Raw genomic sequence first — 16,318 nt, 5'->3', positions numbered from 1 at the left:
ATTGCAAACAAGTCGTACTTAAAAAGACAGGGATTAACTATAGTAAATATGAAAGTTGGAACGATACAAATTGGTATAGTGATGATCTAATATTGATTTTTTACGCAAATGTTTCATCGTGCGTGACTAATATTCCTAATTCGTTAAAACTTCCTTTATCTACTAAAAGATGGATTCTTTCTCAAGCAGTTAATTCGCCTTTTTCATGTTGTTTTTTATTTCTTCAATTCTTCCTTCATCTAACAAAGAATTTCTCCTTGTCTCTAACTCATTTATCAACCTTTCCATATTCCTAGTATTTTTTCTTCAAATTTATTTAAAGTCATTATTATTCCCTCCCTTATATTATACAAATAAATTATATACTATTTGAAATTTTCTGTCACATAATATATAATGAACTAAATATTACTTATATCGTATTTAATACTGACTTCAAAATTTAGTTATTCCAAATCTTTAATATTTACAGGCTACTCATAATAATACATTCATATATTAATAAAGAAAGAAATAAATTATTTCTACTAAATTTCATTAATGATAAGGGAGGATTATAGTTGGGAAAAAATTTTATACCTGAAAAGAGAATCGATTATAGCAAGTGGGAGAGTGGCAATGATGCAAATTGGTATCGTGATGATCCAATTTTAACCCGTTATGCAAAACGATATCTATCATCTAATATACTTAACTACGTTGAAGATTCTTTTCATGAAACAGGAGCACTAGCAGCAGGTCCCATAGATCATAGGGCTGTCCATACTGATCGAGAAGGTCAACCTAGATTAATTCGATACAATAAAAAAGGAGAAGAAATTAACGAAATTTGGTATAACGAAGGTTACAAACAAACCATTAAAGACGGTTATGGTACTGGAGTTGTCGGATATCGTTATGACACAAATGCCCCAGAGGAAATTCCTATCATGGTCAATTCAATTTTATTTTATCTTCTATGTGAAACAGAACCTGGTTTCACATGTCCTGTAAGCTTAACCCAATCCACAGCATTTGTACTTGAAAAATTTGGTTCAGTGGAGCAGAAAGAAAAATATTTAACACGACTTAGTAGCCAAAACCCTGACAGTTTAGTAGAAGGCGCGACTTCCTTAACCGAAATTCAAGGAGGTTCAGATGTCGGTGCTGCAACAACTACTGCAGTAGCTAATGGGGATCACTATTTAATTTCAGGAGAAAAGTGGTTTGTAAGTAATTGTGATGCTGGTGTTAAAATTGTACTAGCACGTGTGAATGACAAACCTTCCACTAAAGGACTGGGACTATTCCTCGTACCACATACATTGGAGAATGGTCAAAAGAACAATATAACTATTCGTCGACTTAAGGATAAATTAGGTGTCCGTGCAGTAGCAAGTGGAGAATTAATTTTTAATAATGCAGTAGGATATTTAATTGGAGATGAAGATAAAGGATTCAAATACATGGCAGAAGCCTTAAATGTTTCCCGCCTCGGAACAGCACTTGGTGGTACAGGAATTGCAAGAAGGGCTTTTCTTGAAGCAGCCATCTACACTTCCCACCGAGAAGCTTTTGGGAGCGTTATCAATAATTACCCGATGGTTCGAGAAACACTCGTAAATATGATTACAGAAATCGAAGCATCTTGGGCAACCATATCTCAAGTAATAAAGTGGTTTGATAGCATCCATACGTATAATCAACGAAATGAAGAGGATTATGTATTATTAAGACTCTTACTGTCCTTAGCAAAATATCGTGGAAGTGAACTGGGTGTATCCGCTGCAAAAAATGCTTTGGAATTACATGGGGGAAATGGATATATTGAAGAATACGTAACACCACGCTTGCTTCGAGATGCGCTTGTAAATCCAGTATGGGAAGGTACAGCAAACATTCAAGCACTGGAAATACTAAAAATATTAAAAAAGGCCAGTGGCAAAAGATTTATTAAAGATCTACGTAACACATTGATGAATATTACAAATAAATACGCGAATGAACTAAAAGAATTCTATGAACAAGAAGTAAATAAACTAGAGCAATTAATCGCTCATACACTTCATCAGGATGAATACACTCAAACATCTGTGGCTAAAAAACTTGCAAATAGAATGTATGATGTCTTTGCAGGAATCCATTTATTAGAAGAAGCCCAATATGACATAGAACAAATGAGGGATGGAAGAAGATTAATTGCTGCAGAACAGTGGAGAAGGCTTGCCTTTCAAAAAACGCTTGATGAAGATATACTATCAAACTTTAAAATATCGGACGAACTTTTCGAATCACTTGTTTGCTTTGAGAGAAATGAAATATGAAGTGATATTTAGAAAGGAGTAAGCATTCAACGCTTACTCCTTTCATCATAATTATTTCCCTTCAAACCTTGGTTGCCTTTTTTCATTAAATGCTTGTCTTCCTTCTTTAAAGTCCTTGGATTGAAAAATGATCGCTTGCCCCATTGCTTCTTTCTCAAGTAGCTCTTCAAGCGAACTGTAAGGTGCTTGATGCATTAATTTTTTTGCCATTCCTAATACCTTCGTAGGCCCAGCTGCTAATTCTACCGCTAAGTCTCTGGCCTCTTCAACCGCTTGGCCATTTTTCACAACGCGATTAATTAAACGATAATCTAACGCCTCTTTAGCAGTAATTTTCTTCCCTGTAAAAATCAACTCACTAGCAATATGCATACCTACTTTTTGAGGAAGAAAATATAAACCGCCTAAATCTGGTAATGCACCTACTTTTGAAAAGGTTTCTGAGAAAACAGCATTTTCTTCAGCAATGATAATATCACAAGCAAATGCTAAATTACATCCAGCTCCTGCAGCTGCTCCATGAACTGCAGCAATGACTGGTTTTTCCATTTGATATAACCATAGAATAGCTCGTTGACCATCTTGCATAAACTCCTTAACAGCAACTGGATCATTCGTATCTACTCCAAAATCCTTTAAATCACCACCAGAACAAAACCCTCTTCCCTTCCCATACAATAGCACAGCACGAACTTCAGGATTTTCCTTCGCTTCCAGTACAACCTTATACATTTCACTTCCTAATTCTCTATTAAACGCATTAATCCTATCCGGTCGATTCAGTTCAATTTCAAAAACACCATCTGCTAAGTTTGTATTTACTATTCCCATGTTTTCCCTCCAAAATAATTTATAGAATTATTTAAATATATATATTATTCTATCATATATTATGTCAGTATTCCTTAATATTTTTTTAAAGCAAATATTTTTACCAACTTTAATTCAAAACAAAAACCTAGGACTGATTGAATTCATCCCAGGTTTTGCTTTATTAGGCTATTTTATTTATTCACAGAATAATGAGAAGCATGTTTCTGCCTTAAAATGTGCTTTTGAATTTTACCTGTAGGCGTCATTGGTAATTCATCAACGAAAATAACGGATTTTGGAGTTTGGAAACCACCAAGTCGTTCTTTACAAAAGTCTATGATATCTTTTTCAGTCGTGTTAGTATTTGGTTTTCTTATGACAATTGCTGTTACAGCCTCAGCCCAATGTTCATGTGGTAATCCTATTACTACTGCATTAGCAATATCCTCATGTTCTAGTACAATACTTTCTACTTGCATGGATGATACATTTTCTCCACCTGTTTTAATGATGTCTTTCTTCCGATCAACAAACACCATTTGCCCGTCTTCATCCCAATATCCTAGGTCCCCTGTGTGATGCCAGTCAAATTCTCTACTCTTCTTTGTCTCCTCTTCATTCTTATAGTATCCGTTCATCACATTCGGGCCACGGTGAACAATTTCACCAACTTCACCTTTTGGCAAGATATTTCCATCATCATCCATGACAGCTGTATCATTCACAATATTCGAAATTCCCCAGTATGGGCCAAAACGCCGTAATTGTTCTTCTGGGCGGAAAATCATTGTTGACGGGTAGATTTCCGTTTGACCAGTACCAAGAGCAAATTCAGCATCAAATACTTTGATACATCTTTCAAGTAGTAGTCTATCCATTGGTGCCATTGCATAAAGACATCTGTTCAATGAACTAAAATCATATTGATCACGATTTGGATGGTCTAACATCATACGATACATCATAGGTAGCGCAAACATTTGGTGAATTTTATATTTATCAATGGTTTGCATTAATCGTTCTGGTTCGAAACCATTGATAATTACTGTCGTTGCTGAACGATGTAATGCTCCAACAACTGTTGTATGTTGAGCACAGTGGAACATCGGCATCATAGCAAGGACATTTTCATCTTCCCCAATATTACTTTCAATAATATTACTTAAGCTTGCAATATAAATTGCTTGATGACTTGTCATTACTCCTTTAGGTCTTCCAGTCGTTCCGCTCGTAAACATTATCTGAGAGACATCCCGATCCCCAATATCTACTAACGGCTCTTCAGAAGACTCTTCTCCAATAAAGTCTAACAAACTATTACTTTCATCAGTCTCAATAATCTGGGAACATAAGGTACTTAACTCCTCTTTCTCATCCTTCAATAATGGTTCTTGGCCAATAATCAACTTCGCTTCCACAAAACCTACAATATATTTCTTCTCTTCAACTGAAATACTTGGATTAATTGGAACCCAAATTACCCCTGCTTTCGCAATCCCCATAAAAAGAACAACATATTCCCAAGAGTTTTCATAAACCGTTACAATCTTATCTTCTTTCTTCAAACCCATGTTTAGGAGATAATTTGCTAGTTTATTAGCTAATTCATCTAACTCCTGGAATGTAATTTTCTTCTCCCCGTCAATTAAGGCGATTTTTTCTGGAAAACGTGAAGCATTTCTTCGCAGTATATCCCCAACTGCTATCCGACTTATAATATCCGCCATAAGAATCCTCCTTGCTTTTTAAAAATAATTAATATTTAAATAATTATTGATAAACCTAAGCAATCTGTTCTAAGATTGTCGCTGTTTTAGATCTGCAACTATTTGTGGATACTCTTTATCAAGTTTGTAAAAGAGTAACAAAATAATTTGTAAAATCCCTAATATTATCGGTAAATAGATATTTAAAACTATAATCATTTGATTTGCTGAGTCAGATTGAATAGTTAGACTACCATCGTAGCCTCCGAATGCTAGTAACCATCCAATAGATGCTGTTCCAACTCCTGTTCCTACCTTCATGCCAAAACTAGCACCACTATTAACCAATCCTTGCGTCCTCACTCTTGACTTCCATAATCCGTATTCAGCAGTATCATTAATTAATGCATATATTGTAGCCACAAACAATGTTGTATTAATACCTTGCAAAAAACTTCCAACCAGGAAAAAAGTAAGATCTGTTGGATTAATAGCTTTAATAATTCCACCGAGCACTATCAGAGTTGTACCAACAAATAATACATTCCTTTTACCAAACTTTTTGATAAATGGATAAATAATTAATAAGATAAGTAATCCTGGTACTGTCATCACTAAAGCAATTAATGAATAATAACTGTTATTGCCTAAAATATAGTCCGCATAAAAAACAGTTGCTGACTGTATTATTCCAAAGTTGGTATAGCCTACCACACAAAATATAGTTATCATGATCCAATATTTATTTTTAAATAAGGCTTTTACCCCAACTTTTAAAGGTATATTATTCTTTTGTTCTTTTATTGAAATGCCTACCCTTTCTTTAGTGAAACGAAAAACCGTAAGAAGAGCAGTAGCCACAAGAAGACTGAACATAGTAGCGGTTAAAATCCAACCAATTTGCCCACCAATAGCCTCAGCAATTGGTATCGTGAGTATGGTTACAAGCAGCTGAGCAGATATATTAAAAAATGCACCATATACTCCAGTAGTGGATCTTTTGAGTTGATCCATAGTAATCAAGCCTAATAATGTTTTATATGAGATGGATGTCATGGTATATACAAGAATAAATAAAAAGTATGTGAAATAAATATAGACGATTTTTCCATTACTACTGATATCTGGTACAGTAAAAAGCAATACAGTTGCGACTCCCAATGGCACTGCCGTCCATAATAACCAAGGACGTGCTTTACCGTGCTTGGATTTCGTCTTATCGACTATGATCCCCATCCCAATATCTGTAACCCCATCGAAAAGACGAGCAAGTAACATAAGCGTTCCTACAACTCCAGCTGCTATACCTGCTACATCAGTATAGTAATATAACAAAAACGAACCTACCATTGTCCATGCTAAAAGAATACCTAAATTACCTAAACCGTAAGTAATCATTTCCTTATGCCCTAAATCGTTTTGTTGAAATTCATTATTTTTGTCCTCTTGTAATTTTAAAGACACATGCTTTCCCCTCTCTTTTTTGTGAAGAACAACAGGTTATTTCTTAACACGAGTGGCCTTTAAGTACCATTTTTTAGCTTTAAATTTCTATTTCTTACATACGTCTACTTAAGAGTTTAAAAGGTGCGTCCATTGTTAATAAGCGAGTAATCCCTCCCCAGGGGTATTGCCATAGTAAAAAATTAAGTTCTCCTAGAGAAGGGATTTCATATCTTTCAACAGCTGTTTCAATAACTTGTTGCCACTAAATTCACATTGTTTTTGTCAATGGTAAACAGCACACGAAACGATTTCTCACATAAAGCAATGCGTGATTGCTGTTTCTTTAATGGTTTCTATAGGGTGGAGTAGTGTAATACCTATGCAGTGTCTAAATTGTCAGATTATTGACCACCAGTGGCCGTAAGCAGGAAAGCTCCTTTTTAAAATCTCCCTTGTAACAATATAAGTAAACACTTTCTATAATGTATTTACATTTTACAGTGTTGTGTTAATTAAATTAGCCCAAACCACGTAAAACCGTTTTCAAAATCTTACCAGTTGCATTTCTTGGTAACTCCTCCACAATTTCGAATTGCTTCGGCAACTTAAACCTTGCTACTTTGCCATCTAAATAATCGTGTAATTCTTCAAGGTTTATCGCTTTACTTGGGTCTTTTAAAGAAGCTACAACCTTAATGGATTCTCCCCACTTTTTATCTGCATATCCAATTACAGCAACTTCACGGATATTCGGATGTTGATATAAATGCTGTTCAATTTCAATTGGATATACATTTTCTCCACCGGTGATAATCATGTCTTTTTTCCGGTCAACGATATAAATAAAATATTCTTCATCAAATTTAGCCAGGTCACCTGTATAAAACCAGCCATCTTTCAACGCCTCTCTTGTTTCTTCTGGTTTATTCCAATATCCTTTCATAACATTTGGACCTTTAACAAGAAGTTCTCCTACTTCTCCAATTAGAACATCTTGATCATTTTCATCAACAATACGAACATCAACATGTATCGCTGTCTTTCCTACAGAGCCATGTTTTCGAATCGCATTTTTCGAGTCTAATAAACTGACAAATGCAGATGTTTCCGTTAATCCAAAGCCCTCCAGGAATTCAATACCTCTTGATTGGAAGATCTCAATAACAGGGATAGGGCAAGGTGCACCTCCACATGAACAAAAACGTAAGGAAGATATATCATAATCATTAAAATTTTCCACTTCTGTTAAGGCCTGCCACATAGCTGGTACTAAAAACATATTGCTAACTTTTTCATCTTGAATTATCTGAAGGATTCTCTCTGGATTAAAAACGTCTTCTAATATTACGGTTCCACCCTTATATAAAAGTGGTGTTGCTGATGAATTCATTCCTCCGATATGAAATAATGGAGCCACGCTGATTGTGACATCGGTATGATGAAAAGGTAGATATTGAACTGCATTTATAGCATTCCATAGCATATTCCCATTTGTAAGCATGGCACCTTTGGGTCTTCCTGTCGTTCCAGAGGTATACATCATCATGTTAATCTCATCTAACTCTACATCATATCCTGGCTCTTCCTTAGAAGAATTTGAAAGAGTTTCTTCATATAAAAAATCTGCTTGATGTGGATCATTGCCAACATGAATATACTCTCTAATGCTTGATTTTTTTTTCCTTAATTCGTCTACTAACGATCTCATTCTACTATCATAGATAAATAAATCTCCTGTTGAATCATTTACAATATAATAAACTTCTTCAACACTTAGCCGATAATTGATAGGTACAAAGATTGCTCCTATTTTCGAACAGGCAAACATGGATTCAATCATTTCATTCGTATTAAATAATAATACATTAACCCTATCTCCTTTTCTCACTCCCATTGATACGCATGCATTTGCTAACTGGTTTACCCTTTCATTCAGTTCTTTATAAGTAAATCTTTTATCATGATGAATCAATGCAAGACGGTCAGAATCATAATAAGCGTGTTTTACTAACCAATTTCCAACACTATTTTGCATTCTATCACCCCTATTTGAATTTATAAAATATTAAATATTCAATAAATTTTTGACGCGCTAGTACTTTCTATTTTTCTATTTTACGTACATCCACAACAGTTGGTTCTCCGCCTCTCACTTCACCTATAACTGCATCTTTTGTAATTTGTTGATTAATTCCATAGAACTCCTCACCAGTCCAGCTCCATTCTCCCCCTAATCCTTCATAAACTCCCATATTACGTATAGCTTCAGCAACTTCCGTTGTATCCAGACTGTCTGCTTCCTTAATCCCATTAAGTAACACATGGGCACCATCGTACCAATCTGGTACATTCAGTAAATAATTTTCATTATATTTACCAGTACTCAAATATTTATCAAAAAATTCCTGAGTTTCCGGTGTATTATAATCTGTTTGAAGGTAAAAAACGTATCCTTCTGAATTCTCACCAGTAACTTCAATTGTTTCGAAAATCGCTTGCCCACTAAAAGAGGTAAATAATCCTTCATAACCTAGCGCCCTTGCTTGATTCATTGCTAATGCTATTTCACCAGGAGAAGTTCCACCAAAAGCAATGATATCTGCATCTGTATTCATTATTTTAGTTAGTAGAGGATTATAGTCTTGTGTTTCTCTTTCTGGAAATTCACTTGTAACAATCTCATAATCGTCGTATAGCTTAAAGTCTTCTTCTGCAATTTCGTGTACTTCCCAACCGGATTCATCATTTGGTGAAATGAAGGCGACCTTGCGATGTTCAGGATAATTTTCATGTAAATATCCAACCAATTCTTGCCCCCATTCTACATTTGTTGGCATAATGCGAAATGTGAATGGTTTATCTGGTGAAAGTGATTTAGTCGCATAAGAATTAGCCATCAAAATGACTTCATTCTGCTCTGTAATCTGTTGCATACCTAATACACCTGCAGAACCAATTGTCCCAACAATAAAATCAACTTCATCTTCATAAACAAGTCGGTTTACTGCATTTACCGCTTCATCTGCAATATATTGATCATCGTATGCAATCACTTCAATGGAATAATTCTTTCCATCAACTTCTAATCCTCCACTTTCATTAATTTCCTCAGCTGCAATTTCTACACCGTATTGTATCGGTACCCCCCATCCAGCACCTCCAGCCGATAATGGCGCAATTACACCAACTTTTAATACCTCCGAATCATTTCCAGCTGCACCTTCATCTGTCGATGATGTTGACTCATCACACGCAACTATAAGAATCGACAATAGAAGAACAAAAACAAATAAAGTAGATTTCCTTTTCATTAACCAAACCTCCAATTTTAAATTTTTATCTTATGATATTATATAACTAGAAAAGGTCTACAACGCTTGATTGTACTCGTGCAAAGAAATAGTGGAGTTATACTTGTTATATCTACTAATGTTTACTTATTTTATAGACTTAGGTGTTATTTTTTTCTTTACTTTGTTTAACATCTTTTCCTTATCAAATCCATACCTTTCATAAAACCTTTCAGGAGCATCTTCTGCATTTTTATAAAAATACCAAGTACAAGGGTTTGAAAAATCATCTGGTGGATCTAGTGGGTAAACTGGGGTACCAGACCATTTCATCGGTAAAATTTCATTCATATATGTGCAATGTGCACAATAATAAGGGAAGTTTTCTCGATTAAATGACCACGGATGTGCTTTTTTTGTTTTTCCTAATTTAGCAGGTTCATCATAATAGCCTCTTCTAACTAATCTTTGTCCACTTCCACATGGATCTAGAGAAAAGGTAAACTTTTCTTCATCTTCCTCTACTGTAAAACTACCAGCTTCAGGGCCAACTTCGCCGGTACTATGTGCTCTCCAAGTAGCAGCTAAAGCTAATACGACACTCTTTCTATCACGTTCATTTATCTGCTCAAAGGATTCTTTCCAACCTTCACCTGTTAATACTTCGATTGCTTTTCCCACTTCCTTTTCTCCAAAGCGCTCACCAATAAACGTAAATAGTGCTGCAACGGATTCGACTAATAAGTCATGTATGATGCCCCATTCATGGTCAACTTCATGACAAAGTTGTTTTGCATCTGCATCATCCTTTTCTAGCTTTTCTAAAAACGTTTCATACTTTTTAGGAATAGTAATTTCATCTAATAATTCCTTAGAAAAGTTTTGTTGAAAATCCAGATCATGAATATCCACCCCCATACTTTGCCATCTTTTAGTTAAATCATTCGATACCTTCTGCCTAAGTTCTCCTTCAACAGAAACAAAAGCTGGTTTCCATACCTTGGAAATTATCTCTTTCAATGCATTATCACGTTCGCCTTTGAAATTGACGTGAATATATTCTAGTAGTCCAATCGTTGAATCTGCCATCAATTTTCTGAGAAAGCTCCATTCCATTTTATAACGCTTTGCTAATTTTATTGCATTTTTATAATCACCGTCTTCAAGTAAATTACTTACCCTTTTCATTGTTGGTACAGACATTCGAGACAACTGTTCCTTACTAAACCATTGTTCTGATTCCAATAATATACCTCCTATATTTTCGTTCTTGCTAAACTAATTGGATTACAATGTCCCCCTCCATCAATCGGTATCTCAACCCCATTAATATAGCTGGCGTGCTCAGAAACGAGGAAAGAAACCAATTCAGCAACTTCATCCATATTTCCTAAACGATTCGAAGGGATGACTCTTAATGCTTCATTTTTAATAATATCTGGCATTTTCCCAACAGCTTCTGTCTGGATTAAACCTGGCAAAATAGCATTACAGGTTATTCCGTGTTCTGCATACTCTAGCGTTACATTTTTAGTTAATCCTAATAAACCAGCTTTACTTGCTGCATAGGATGATTGTCTGTCAATTCCACCAGTTGCTGCCATCGATGAAATATTTACGATTCTTCCCCATTTATTGGGAATCATATGCGGTAGAGCATACTTTATACAATGAAAAGCACCATTAAGATTTACATCTATTTCCTTGTTCCACTTTTCAATGTCCATCTTCATAATTTGAGAAATGTTATTTGTAATCGCAGCATTATTAACGAGAATATCAATTCCACCATATGTAGAATGAATTTTTTTAAATGCCTCTTTTACTTGAACTGGTTCAGTAACATCAACAATTTCGTAATCAATACCTTCCTGATCTTTTAAAGATTGATAGGAATCCTCATCTACATGGATGTCTAATCCGATACAAGAATACCCTTCCATCGACAATTTCTTTATGATTTCAAATCCAATTCCTCTTCCTGCACCAGTAACAATAGCTGTTTTTCCCTTTTTTAACAATGGGCAGCACCCCCATCAACATAAATCGTTTGACCCGTTATATAACTAGATGCATCCGATGCTAGTAAGAGTAATGGGCCGATTAATTCTGTTGCTTCCCCCGTTCTTCTTAAAGGAGTTCGATTTGCGTTCTCTTGTAAAAACCCATCTTGATTTTGAACAAGATCCGCTATACCTGCATCCATAAACCCTGGAGCAATTGCGTTAACGTGAATATTGTATTTTCCCCACTCATATGCTAGTGTTTCAGTCAATTTGACTAAAGCCGTTTTACTAACGGAATATGCTCCAATTCCTTCCGTCGATACTTTAGCAGCAGAGGAAGAAATATTAATGATCTTACCTTTTTGATTTTTTATCATATATTCACTAACAGCCTTCGAACAAAGAAAGGCACCAGTTACATTTACATCCATAATTTTTTCAAATCCTGATAGTCTCGTTTTCTCCATTGGTGCCATAAAAGGACTAATTCCAGCATTGTTAATCAGTATGTCAATTTTCCCAAATTGGTCCAATGTCTCCTCAACCATTGCATATACACTTGCTTCATTAGAAATATCCAGCTGAATTGGGAGTCCTTTTCCCCCCTCATTATTAATTTGACGAACAACTTCTTTACATTTTTCTATATTTCTACTAGCGATGACAACCGTTGCACCAACTTCCGCGAGTGCCTTAGCCATTGTTTCCCCGATTCCACGACTACCACCAGTAACAATTGCTACCTTACCTTCTAAGTTAAATATGTTTGATAACATTGCTCTCCTCCTAATATCCTGTATTCATACTATTTCCACAAAATTTAAGCGCTTTCATTTCCTTTCCTCTTCCTATAAAATTTGCATCCACGAACAACTTCTAATTTTTTATTTTTTTGATTATAACACTACCGTAATAAAGAATCAATATTGTTTTTAATCTATTATTAATTTTCTGAAATTTATATTTCTAAGAGATGCTACCTATTTAATAGCTAGCATCTCAAGATTATTTACTAAACTCTTACATTCTGTTTCTTAAATTCTTCTCGTGCAATCGCTCTACGATGAACTTCATCTGGACCATCTCCAATACGAAGAATACGTTGGTCCGCATACATAGATGCTAACGGAAAGTCACTAGTTACCCCTGCTGCACCAAATGCTTGAATAGCACGATCAACTACGTTTAAAGCAATGTTTGGTGCAACGACTTTAATCATCGCAATTTCTGCTTTCGCCTCTTTGTTTCCTACCGTATCCATCATATATGCCGCTTTTAACGTTAACAATCTTGCTTGTTCTATTTCTATACGAGAGTCAGCAATCCACTGTTGAATAACTCCTTGATCAGCTAACTTCTTACCAAACGCTTCTCTTTCTTGAACACGCTTTACCATTAGTTCCAATGCTCTTTCAGCTGCCCCGATTGAACGCATACAATGGTGAATTCTACCAGGGCCTAATCTACCTTGAGCAATCTCAAATCCTCTTCCTTCCCCTAGTAACATATTAGAAGCAGGCACTCTTACATCTTTGTATTCAATTTCTGCATGCCCTATAGGAGGATGCTCATAACCAAATACCGAAGTAGAACGTTTAATGGTAATTCCTGGGGTGTCGAGTGGTACAAGAATCATTGATTGTTGTTTATGTCTTGGGGCATTTGGGTCATTTTTCCCCATAACAATAGCAATTTTACACCGGGGGTCTGTTGCACCAGATGACCACCATTTCGTTCCATTGATGACATATTCATCCCCATCACGGACGATACTTGTAGAAATGTTCGTAGCATCAGAAGAGGCAACACCAGGTTCCGTCATTGAAAATACAGAGCGAATCTCCCCATTCAATAATGGTTTTAGCCACTTCTCTTTTTGATCATCTGTCCCGTAGCGTGCAAGTACTTCCATATTTCCTGTATCTGGAGCACTACAATTAAATGCTTCAGGTCCTATAGCCGAGCGTCCCATTATTTCACATAATGGTGCATATTCCATATTCGTCAAACCGGCACCATATTCCGCTTCAGGTAAAAATAAATTCCATAACCCTCTTTCTTTTGCCTTTTGTTTTAATTCCTCTATAATTGGTGGTACTTTAGAAAATGGATTATTTTTATCAAGTTGTTCTTCATATACCTTTTCATTTGGATAGACATATTCATCCATAAATTCACTAATTTTCGCTTGATAATCTTTAACCTTATTAGAGTATTCAAATTCCATCTTTTTTCCTCCTAAATAATTATAATTTAACTACTAGCTTTCCCCATGTCTTTCTTTCTGCTAATAATTGAAGGGCATTTGTCACATCTGTAAATTCGTAGTTTTTATAAATTAAAGGTTTAATTTTCCCTTCACCATAAAGTTTCATTAATTCTTCATGATCCTTCTCAACGGCATGACTTGATACATTTGCATAATAACCCCAATGTACGCCAACAACCGAATAATTTTTGACTAAAATATGGTTCAAAGGAATCGATGGAATATTATCACTGGCAAAGCCAATAACTAGAATCCGTCCATTAAAAGCGATGCATTTTCTCGAACGTTCAAATACTTGACCACCTACTGGATCATATACAACATCTGCTCCCTTACCATCTGTTACTCTATTAACAATCTTTACAAAATCTTCCTGTAAATAATTAATTGCAATATCTGCACCTAATTCCTTACAAATTTTTACTTTACCTTCTCCTCCTGCAGTTGCGATGACATATGCTCCACTAGCTTTCCCTAATTGAATAGCGGCTGAACCAACGCCACCTGCTCCTGCATGTACGAGTAGTACTTCCCCTTTTTTAATATTCGCTCTTTTTTTAAGTGCATAATAGGAAGTATGATACGTGATAAACATGGAAGCAGCTTCTTCCCAAGGCATAGAATCTGGAATTGGATGAACACTTTCCTCCTTGACGGAAACTCTTTCGACCAATCCACCTTTAGGTAGTTCTGGTAATGCTAGCACTCTCTCTCCAACTTCAAACTTACTATTGTTATTTGTTTTTATAACAGTCCCTGAAACTTCAGCACCAATCGTAAATGGCAAAGATGGTTTTATTTGATACTTACCCTGACATAAAAGAATTTCAAAAAAGTTCAAAGCTGCTGCTTCAACCTTAATTAATACTTCATTATTATCCATTTTCGGTTCCTTTAAGTTGGTCTCTAACTTTAACACATCATTCGGCTTACCTAACTCTCTTACAATCCAGCCTTTCATTCAACCCCTCCTATACTAACCTACTAATTTTATTTCTATATTTAATTGTTTTCTTAATATCCTTCTACATTCTTGTATATCTTCTTCAACATTTTCTTCTGAATGATATAAGCTTTTAATTATTTTGCTAAAAAGACTATTTAATTCTGCCCACTTTTGCTTAACATTTTGTATCTTTTCTATTTCTGCTAGTTGAATCTCGTATTCTTTCATTAATTCCGATTCAGATTTTTCTTGTTTTCTTACTTTTTCTAAAAGGAGACTTAGTTCCTTTCCTAGTAATTCATTAACTTCTTCATATGGATTTAAATTTTGCAGAGTGTTTAAATTCACATTTTTTAAAACGGAGACCATTGCAATAGCTTGTTCTCTTACAACACTATTATCTATAGACGGAATAATTTCTTCTTTAATTACTTGACTAATTAATTTTATAGTGTAGTCCTTATCAAACATATCATCACCTCAATATCCCAATAACTCTGCTAACATATGTTTCATTAAACCCGATCGGAAACCTTGTCTTACCATCCGTAAATCCGTTGACCCTTTTCTCACAAAAATATCCCCAGCTAGCAAAGATATCATATAAAAACGGAGTTGATGATAAACCTCAAAATAATAAATGTCTTTTTCATCAAAGTCAAAATTCACATCTTGTTTATATAAAGAATAGAATTCCTCTCGACTTATTAAATAGCACATTAAAGGTGAATCCATGCGATTTGACTTCGAACAAACATAGCCAATGTCTAATCTAGGATCACCTATTTCTATACTTTCCCAATCTAATATCCCTGTAACTATATCATCCTCATATAAAAGATTACCTGTTCGATAATCGTTATGAATCACAGCCAGTGGTATAGGTTCCGGCTTATTCTTTTTCAACCATTCAAAAGCATCTGTTATCAAAGGATCTTCAATGAACTTATGTTGTTGATATAGTCCTTCCAATTCCTCTATTTTGCGATCCAAATAAATCTTGCTATCCATTACAGATAAATGGTGATCTAAAAGTAAAGAATGATAATCCAAACTATGCAAAGCCGCTAAATAGCTTACAAATTCTTTTCGAATATTCCCTTTTGATGCTTTTTTAAAGAATTGTCTCCCCTCAATCGACCATGGAACATAGCTTTTTCCTTCTATTTTTTCCATTACAATGAATTCATTTCCGATAATACTTTTATCTTTTTCATAACAATAAACTTCAGGTACTGGTAAATTAGTGTCTTTGCTCAAAATATCCAATATGTTGAACTGACGTAAGAAATCTTTTTCCTCTATCATCGGGCCATCTTTTTTCTTTCTAACAACATAATTTTGTTCTTTTTTACTATCGTTTTCTCCCCATCTAACTTTTAGTATAAATACATCATCAGACCATCCTCCAGATGCCTTAAAAAACTGAACAACTTCGATATGGTCGGCTTTTATTATTTGTTCATTGATATAATTTGCTAGCACACTTTTCATGTCCTGTTCATTTTCTATTTTCATTAGCTAAAAATCCCTCCTTAT

At 35.0% G+C, this 16,318-nt stretch carries 13 protein-coding genes; 1 reads left to right on the top strand and 12 read right to left on the bottom strand.

The window, feature by feature from the left end:
- The first annotated feature begins 560 nt into the window (after positions 1–560).
- Positions 561–2,303 (top strand): acyl-CoA dehydrogenase family protein, encoded by a 1,743-nt coding sequence (locus GMJ66_RS07415; protein ID WP_156289681.1) that lies wholly within the window; start codon positions 561–563, stop codon positions 2,301–2,303.
- A 51-nt stretch (positions 2,304–2,354) separates the two neighbouring features.
- Here the strand turns inward: GMJ66_RS07415 and GMJ66_RS07410 are convergent, their stop codons facing one another.
- The 12 genes from GMJ66_RS07410 to GMJ66_RS07355 form a co-directional block, all read right to left on the bottom strand.
- Positions 2,355–3,134: an enoyl-CoA hydratase/isomerase family protein gene (locus GMJ66_RS07410; RefSeq protein ID WP_156289680.1), complete on the bottom strand. Its 780-nt coding sequence runs from the start codon at positions 3,132–3,134 to the stop codon at positions 2,355–2,357.
- Positions 3,135–3,307: 173 nt separating this feature from the next.
- A complete protein-coding gene (locus GMJ66_RS07405; RefSeq protein ID WP_156289679.1) occupies positions 3,308–4,843 on the bottom strand; it encodes a class I adenylate-forming enzyme family protein in 1,536 nt (511 codons plus the stop codon).
- 69 nt (positions 4,844–4,912) lie between these two features.
- Positions 4,913–6,286 carry an MFS transporter gene (locus tag GMJ66_RS07400; RefSeq protein ID WP_231514853.1) on the bottom strand — a complete coding sequence of 458 codons (1,374 nt, stop codon included), beginning with the start codon at positions 6,284–6,286 and terminating at the stop codon, positions 4,913–4,915.
- A 499-nt stretch (positions 6,287–6,785) separates the two neighbouring features.
- Positions 6,786–8,303: an acyl-CoA synthetase gene (locus GMJ66_RS07395; RefSeq protein ID WP_156289678.1), complete on the bottom strand. Its 1,518-nt coding sequence runs from the start codon at positions 8,301–8,303 to the stop codon at positions 6,786–6,788.
- A 67-nt stretch (positions 8,304–8,370) separates the two neighbouring features.
- A complete protein-coding gene (locus tag GMJ66_RS07390) occupies positions 8,371–9,579 on the bottom strand; it encodes an ABC transporter substrate-binding protein (protein WP_156289677.1) in 1,209 nt (402 codons plus the stop codon).
- Between the two features lie 126 nt (positions 9,580–9,705).
- The gene (locus tag GMJ66_RS07385; protein ID WP_156289676.1) at positions 9,706–10,803 is read right to left on the bottom strand and encodes a hypothetical protein; all 1,098 of its coding nucleotides are present in this window, start codon (positions 10,801–10,803) and stop codon (positions 9,706–9,708) included.
- A gap of 11 nt (positions 10,804–10,814) precedes the next feature.
- Positions 10,815–11,579 (bottom strand): SDR family NAD(P)-dependent oxidoreductase, encoded by a 765-nt coding sequence (locus tag GMJ66_RS07380; protein WP_156289675.1) that lies wholly within the window; start codon positions 11,577–11,579, stop codon positions 10,815–10,817.
- A complete protein-coding gene (locus GMJ66_RS07375) occupies positions 11,573–12,340 on the bottom strand; it encodes an SDR family NAD(P)-dependent oxidoreductase (protein ID WP_156289674.1) in 768 nt (255 codons plus the stop codon). Before GMJ66_RS07375 ends, GMJ66_RS07380 begins: the two co-directional genes overlap by 7 nt.
- Positions 12,341–12,576: 236 nt before the next feature.
- Complete coding sequence (locus GMJ66_RS07370; protein WP_156289673.1) at positions 12,577–13,791, bottom strand: acyl-CoA dehydrogenase; 1,215 nt, start codon at positions 13,789–13,791, stop codon at positions 12,577–12,579.
- 19 nt (positions 13,792–13,810) lie between these two features.
- On the bottom strand, positions 13,811–14,794 hold the full coding sequence (locus GMJ66_RS07365) for an NADPH:quinone oxidoreductase family protein (RefSeq protein WP_156289672.1): 984 nt from the start codon (positions 14,792–14,794) through the stop codon (positions 13,811–13,813).
- 15 nt (positions 14,795–14,809) lie between these two features.
- Positions 14,810–15,250: a hypothetical protein gene (locus GMJ66_RS07360; RefSeq protein WP_156289671.1), complete on the bottom strand. Its 441-nt coding sequence runs from the start codon at positions 15,248–15,250 to the stop codon at positions 14,810–14,812.
- Positions 15,251–15,259: 9 nt separating this feature from the next.
- Positions 15,260–16,297, bottom strand: a complete 1,038-nt coding sequence (locus GMJ66_RS07355; protein WP_156289670.1) for a phosphotransferase family protein — start codon at positions 16,295–16,297, stop codon at positions 15,260–15,262.
- Positions 16,298–16,318: the final 21 nt, after the last annotated feature.

The sequence above is a fragment of the Oceanobacillus salinisoli genome (assembly GCF_009733865.1).
GTDB classification, from domain to species: Bacteria; Bacillota; Bacilli; order Bacillales; family Amphibacillaceae; genus Oceanobacillus; species Oceanobacillus salinisoli.
The sequence above is the reverse complement of the archived record's forward strand: the minus strand, read 5'-3'. Positions and strand labels throughout refer to the sequence as shown.